At 69.4% G+C, this 6,523-nt stretch carries 3 protein-coding genes; all 3 read right to left on the bottom strand.

Annotated features, from left to right (window positions below):
- Positions 1 to 176: 176 nt before the first annotated feature.
- From HY726_00005 to HY726_00015, 3 genes are read right to left on the bottom strand one after another with little or no spacing between them, the layout of a single operon-like run.
- Positions 177 to 3,455 (bottom strand): AsmA-like C-terminal domain-containing protein, encoded by a 3,279-nt coding sequence (locus HY726_00005; GenBank protein ID MBI4607373.1) that lies wholly within the window; start codon positions 3,453 to 3,455, stop codon positions 177 to 179.
- A 1-nt stretch (position 3,456) separates the two neighbouring features.
- A complete protein-coding gene (locus HY726_00010; protein MBI4607374.1) occupies positions 3,457 to 4,677 on the bottom strand; it encodes an MFS transporter in 1,221 nt (406 codons plus the stop codon).
- Positions 4,678 to 4,725: 48 nt separating this feature from the next.
- Entirely contained in the window at positions 4,726 to 6,246 is a 1,521-nt protein-coding gene (locus tag HY726_00015) for a hypothetical protein (GenBank protein ID MBI4607375.1), read from the bottom strand.
- Positions 6,247 to 6,523 lie beyond the last annotated feature (277 nt).

Here is a 6,523-nt window from a genome sequence, read left to right on the forward strand (position 1 = left end):
ACTCGGGTCTCGCCTCGTGACGGGCCTGCCTGCGGCAGGGCCGACGTCCCTCGGCTCGAACTGCCACCGCCTGCGGCTCGTCGGCAGCCCCTCGGCTCGAACCACCATCCTGGGGGAGGCCTCGGAGGGGGACGCCCACGCCTCCGGCGTGGGTACCCGGGCCCCCTCCGATTGTCCTACTGCGGGATCACGAGGCGGTCGAGCGCCCTCAGGAGAAAGAGGAGAAGGTCCACCACGGTCTGGCTCAGCGACTTCACCGGCGCCATCGTCGTCTTGGGAGCCTCCCACGGCCCCTGCAGCTTGAAGTACACCACGGCGAGGCCCTGAGACTCGGGGAGGAGGCGTCGCAACAGCGGCACCTTCCGGATGCCGCCCTCCAGCACCTGAAGCGGCCTCACGGCGAGATCCAGGTCGAGGGTGTGGTCGGAAACGCGCACGGTCCCGACGCCGCTGACGCGCACGACCTCGCTGTCCAGCACCAGGTTCCGGGTCTCCATGACACCCTCGGCCACCCTGAAGTCGGCGGTGATCCGCCGGTAGGGCATGCGCTCGCGGGTGAGGTCGGGAAGCCGGAAGGGCTGGGCCGGGCTCGTGAGCAATCCGAAGATCCGGACGAGCCCGGGGTAGTGCGAAAAGCTCCCGCCCTCGATGGAGGCCGAGAGATTTCCGCCGAGCGTCCTGAGCGGGGAGATCGCGGGGCCCGTGTCGAAGCCCAGCGAACCGCGGAGCGAGAGATTGCCCGAGGCCCACCGGGAGCCGAGCTGAAGCTGGTCGTACACCGTGTCGAGCTGGGCTCTGTCGAGCTTCAGCTCGAGGGTATGGCGCCAGCGCCCCTCCGCCCGCACCGACGATCCCCGCCCCTCGAGCCTGCCGCCCACGGCCAGCCCCTCGCTCAGCACATACTCGACGCGGTCATTCCCGAAGGTGACGTCCCCCGCGGCGACTGTGAGCCACAAGGGGACTGCCCTCAGCCTGACCTCGACGCCGCGCAGCTCGGCCCGGCCCGTCACCTTGAGCCGCCCGGGGGGGCCGGTGAGGGCGAGCTGGACGTCCGGCGTCCCTCTGAGATCGGTGAGCGGCGGCACCCACCACTCGATGAGGCGGAACGGCGCGTAGCCTCGGAGCCTGAGATCGGTTCGCTCTCCGGGCCGGACGCTCCCGTCGACGGTCACCGAGAGGCCGGGACCGACCAGCTCCAGGCTCTCGAAGCGAAGCGTCCCGGCCTCCACCCCAAGCGCCGCAGGGCCGGGGAGCTGGCAGGGTACGTCCCCGGCGCGGCAGTCGAGCCTCGTCAGCTCGATCTCGCCGCGAAGCCCGCCGAGACCCGGAAGCTCGCCGCTCAGCCTGGCGTTGCCGTCGGCACGCACGGTCAGAGGGAAGGGGAGCTGCCGCCTGAGGGCGCGCAGGTACGGGGTCAGGTCCAGATCGGTCGCGCTCACCTCCGCCTCGATCTGACCGCGGAGCGTGAGCGGCGCCGTGCCCCTGGCGCTGACGCCGGCGTCGAGCCCGAGCTCCCAGCGCCACTGGCCGGCGTCGAGGAGGAAGCGAAGCCTTCCGCTGCCGATCTCGATGTCGCGAAACGCGGTATCGGCCAGCGCCAGTTCGCCCTCGATCTCTGCCTGCGAGAGGTCACCGGTCGCCGCCGCCCGCAGCACCGCCCTCACGCTCAGCTCCTGAGGCCCGACCCACTGGGCGAGGTCGAGCGGGATCGGTGCGAGGGCGAAGCGATAGCGCCCGGAAAGCGACACCGCTCCGTCGGCCTTGACGCTCAGCCCGGCCCGCCGCGCCGTCAGCACGGGGACGACGATCTCAGAGCCTTTGAAGTCGAGCACCGCCCTGACCGACTCCAGGCGCTCAGGCCCGATCTCGACCTCCCTCGCCTCCAGAAGCCCCCTGCCGGTCAGGGCCAGCGGCTCGCCGCTGGCCGAGAGCTGAACCGAGCTGGCCCTCAAGGCCCTGATCGAGATCGCCTTCCCGGTGGCCTGGCCTGAAAAGCTCGGCGCGCCAAAGTTCCCGCCGAGCCTCCCCGAAAACGCGAGCTGGCCACCGAGCTGGTCGACTCTGTGCGGCCAGAGATCCTGCGAGAGGTCGGCGATCGCGCCGGAGACCATGAGCGCCAGGGCGCCGGTCGAAAGGTTCGCGCTCCCACGCGCTGAGGCCCGGCTCGCTCCGCGCGCGAGCGTCAAACGCTCGATCTTCAGGATGCCGGCGTCCGCACGCCCGACGAGCTGCCCCTCGGTGGCGCGCTGTCCCCCAGCCAGCCTGATGCCGCGCCCCGCGAGGTCGAACCGGAGGCTCAAGGCCTCGGCCCGTTTCCCCTGGCCGCTCCCCTCGAGACTCCCGGTGACCTGACCCGTGAGGGAGCTTGCCCATCCCATCTGCCTGAGCCCGGCCGGGAGGCTCACGCCCTTCAGCGTCACGCGGCCCCGATAGCGGCTCGTGTCGGGCTCGTAGATCCCCGAGGCTGTAAAGCCTCCGCCGAGGGCCCGGCCCGTCAGCGTCGTCAGCTCGACCACTCCCCCGCGGACGCCCAGCGAGCCCTCGGCATCGTTCACGGGCAGGCCCCAGAGGCTCCCGACGGTGAGCCTGGCGGTCCCCTCGAAGTCGGAAGGGAGCGTGGTCCCAGACAGCCTGCCCTTGACCATGAGCCGGCCCTTCCAGCCTGCCGCGTCGAGGACCAGCGGGGCCAACTCGTCGAGGACGAGGACGCCCGTGGCGGCCAGCTCGACGCGCGGAGGCTCGCCTTGAATCACCGAGCCCTCGAGGACGACGGAGGAGCCGGCCTGCTCGAGCTTGAGGCGGGTCACCTCCCAGCGCGCGCGATGGACCTGGGCGTTGGCTTCGAGGCGGACCCGGTCGAGCCGGCGGCCGGCGAAGGCGGCGGCGACCGAGCGAACGGTGAGTACGGCGAGGGCGCGCTCTCTGTCGGGCCAGACGAGGGAGAGCTCCAGCCCGTCGGCATCGATCGCCGTCCCCGAGGCCGGATCGCGGTAGCGGAACGTTCCGCCGCCGAGCTTCAACGGAAACCGCCCGCCCTCCCGGTCCCTGGCCAACCCGCCCAACCGATCGAGGACGCCGAGCGCGAGCCCCCGGAGTCGCGCTGAGTCCTCGAGCGTGATCCGCGGCCCGCTGAGGCTCACCGATCGGATGCGGAGCTCCCGCCTCAGGAGCGGCCAGAGGTCGAGCGTCACCCGGAGCCGCTCCACCTGAATCATCGGCAGGCCCGTCTCCGGATCGAGCAGGGCGGCGCGGTACGCGTCCACCCGACCGAGACGCAGGGACAGGCCGAGACGCTCCAGCCTGACCGGGAGACCGAGGTCGCGGGAGAGGGTGGTCTCGAGGTACGCGCGGATCAGCTCCTGGGCCGCGCGGGTCCGCACATAGACGAGACCGAGCCCGACGCCCAGGACGACGAGAAGGATGACCGCGAGGACGGCGAGCCAGCGGCGGCGCATCTCAGCGCCTCGCGGTGGGCCCGCCGGCCCTGACCCCCTGGAGAATCAGCAGGCCGATCAGGAAGAAGAGCCCGACGGCTACGATCGCCACGCGCTGGTTCCCGCCGCTGAGGCGCGAGGTCAGCCCAAAGACGAAGGGGCCGAAGATCGCGGCTGTCTTCCCTACCAAGGCGTAGAAGCCGAACAGCTCCGCCTCATGCGTCTTCGGGATCAGGGTGGCCATGAAGGCGCGGCTCGCCGCCTGGATCGCCCCCAGCCCTGTCCCGGCCAGGACCGCCACCCCGAAGAACTGAATTTTGGTCTGGACGAAGTAGGCGGCGATCACCACGAGGCACCACTGCACCAGCGTCACCATCACGACGACCTTCGGCCCCTTGAAGTCCGTGGGACGCCCCCAGACCCACGCGCCCACCAGAGCCGAGAGCTGGACGATCAGATAGAGAACGATCACCTCCCCTCTCTCGAAGCCGAGCGTGTGCATCGCGAAGATCGCGGAAACATAGACCACGGTATTGATCCCGTCCTCGTAGAAGAGGTACGCGAGGAGGAATCGCCGCAGGGCCGCCATGGCGAGGATGCGCCGGAGCGTGGCCTGGGTCTGCGTGAAGCCGACCCGGACCGCGTCGCCAAGGCCGAAGGTAGCTGGCCGGTCGGCGGGTAACAAGAGGAACGCGGGGATGGCGAACACCCCGAAAAGACCGGCCGTCGCCACAAACGCTCCCCCCAGGCTGCCGCGCTGGATGAAGACCAATGCCACTCCCAGGGCGAGCGCTGACCCCAGGTAGCCAACCGCGAAACCGTACGCCGACAGCCGTCCCTGCCACGCCGGAGGCACCAGGTCGGGGAGGTAGGCGTTGTAATAGACTATGGCCGCCTCGAAGCCGACAATGCCCGCCACCGCGAGAAGCCACCCCCAGAGCACGTCGCCCTTCTGCACGGTCGCCATCAGGGCGGTTGCCGCAACGCTGAGATACGTCAGGACAAAGAGAAAGCGCTTGCGGAGGCCGCCGTGATCCGCGATGGCGCCGCAGGGCGGCGAGGCCAGCGCGACGATGACCATGGAGGTGGTGACCGCGAAGGTCCACCAGAAGTCACCCTCTCCCCGCTCGTTGCCGACCACCGCCAGCGCGTAGTACGTGGAGTAGACGGTAGCCGGGATGACGGCCACGAAGGCCGAGTTGGCGAAGTCGTAGAGCGTCCATGCGACAGCCCGCCGGTCCATTCCCTGGCCTCCCGCCTATCTTACCCGACCGGCGCGTCGAAGCCGTGACTACCAGAGATCCACCCGGTCCAGACGGTGGAAGCCGCTCGGGTGCAGGCGCAGGTTTCGCACTTCCGGCCGTGCGACAACCCAGTGGAGGCGGACGTACAGCGGAATCCAGGGCAGCTCGTCGGCCAGGATCGCCTGCGCGCGCTGGTAGAGGCGCAGGCGCTCCGGCCTGAACGCGAGCTGGCTCGCCCGGATCAGGAGGTCGTCGAGTCGCGGGTTCCGATAGAAGGAGAGGTTCAACGCCGACGCCCCTCGAACGGCGCCTTCGCTGGTGGACAGAGGATAGAGGAGGAGATGGGGATCCCCGCCCTCGACGCGCGCCTCGGTCAGGACGAGCTCGTGGTCACCGTACTGGGTGAGCTGGGTCGCGACCTGGGGAAGCTCGCTCCGGATCGTCAACGCGATCCCCGCGCCATCCAGCGCCAGCCGGATGGCTTCGGCGATCCGCGACTCGTTGATGGGCCCGGCGCCTTCGCGCACGAGCAGCGTGGGACTGATCCCACGCGGGAGCCCGGCCTCCGCCAGCAGTCGCCTGGCCCCCTCCGGGTCGGCCAAGAGAATCGGAGACCCCTCTCGACGCCCCCACACCTCCGGGGGGAGAAAGGCTTGAAGGGGAACCGCGACGTCCTCGACAGCGACCGCAATCAGCGAGGGGTCAAGCGCTGCGGCCAGCGCCTGACGTACTTTCTTCCGCGAGAGCGGCTCCTTCTCGGTATGGATCGCCAGGAGGCCGACCTGCCAGCCGGGGAGCGACAACGCCCCCTCCCTCCGTCGGGGCGGCCGCGGGGGAAGCCAGAGATCGAGCCGCTTGGCGTCGAGCTCGGCCTCCGCCTGCTCGTCGCTCGGCACTTCGACCAGGACGATCCGCGGTACGCGCGGCGGGCCCGCCCAGTACCCTGGATGCGCCTCGAGCACGATCCGACCGCCGCCGAGCTCGGCGATCCGGTATGGCCCGGTGCCGAACCACTTGGTCGTCCCGCCTTCGCCGGCCGCAGCGACGACCACCGAAAAGCCGGGGTGGGCCAGGACGGTGAGGAGCGGGGCGTACGGCTGGACGAGGTGGATTTCCACCGTTTTCGCGTCAGAAGCTCTTAGCGCCTTCACCACACCCGGAAGGCCTCGCAGAAGACGCGGCCAAACCTCGTTCGGATTCGGATGGTACGGGTGGTCAATAAAGGTCTGACGCTCGAAGCTCGCCACGACGTGCTGGGCGGTCAGCACGGTGCCGTCGTGAAGCCGAACACCGTTCCTGAGCGTGAACGTCCACCTGAGGCCATCTCTCGAAACCGCCCAGTGCGTCGCGAGCGCGGGCTCGATGTCGCTGGAGCGATCCCGAAATTGAACCAGCGTTTCGAACACCTGGCGGGCAATGAACGGGACGGGCCCATCCAACGCCGTCGCGGGGTCGGGAACCGCAGGCAGGGCTGCCACTCCCACTCGGAGCTCGCGACGGGCCTGGCCCTGAGTCGGGAGCGGAAGGAGCGCGACGAGAAGCACGACAAGGGCGAGCCGCCGGAGCATAGTCTCCTTATACGACGACACGCCACGCGGCGTCCATCGGCGATGGGCGGACCGGAACCGAACAAGGGAGCGGCAGGTTCCACGAATAGGCATCGTCGTTGCATGATAGAAAGTGAGGGGAGTGGACCATTGGATGGTCGCTTTTGGACGGCCGATGGCGAAAAAGTTAAACAATTTCGACCGATGATGGACCATCACGGGCGGTTTTTTCTTGACTTTTTTTCCGCCCGGCCCCTATACTGTGACACCTTCTTAGGCACCCAGTGTGACGTGAAGC

This window comes from Candidatus Rokuibacteriota bacterium (genome assembly GCA_016209385.1).
In the GTDB taxonomy this organism is placed as follows: Bacteria; Methylomirabilota; Methylomirabilia; order Rokubacteriales; family CSP1-6; genus JACQWB01.

Excerpts from the sequence above, each read along its gene's own strand:
- HY726_00015 (MBI4607375.1), bottom strand. The coding sequence starts at position 6,246 with ATGCTCCGGCGGCTCGCCCTTGTCGTGCTTCTCGTCGCGCTCCTTCCG.
- HY726_00010 (MBI4607374.1), bottom strand. The coding sequence starts at position 4,677 with ATGGACCGGCGGGCTGTCGCATGGACGCTCTACGACTTCGCCAACTCG.
- HY726_00005 (MBI4607373.1), bottom strand. The coding sequence starts at position 3,455 with ATGCGCCGCCGCTGGCTCGCCGTCCTCGCGGTCATCCTTCTCGTCGTC.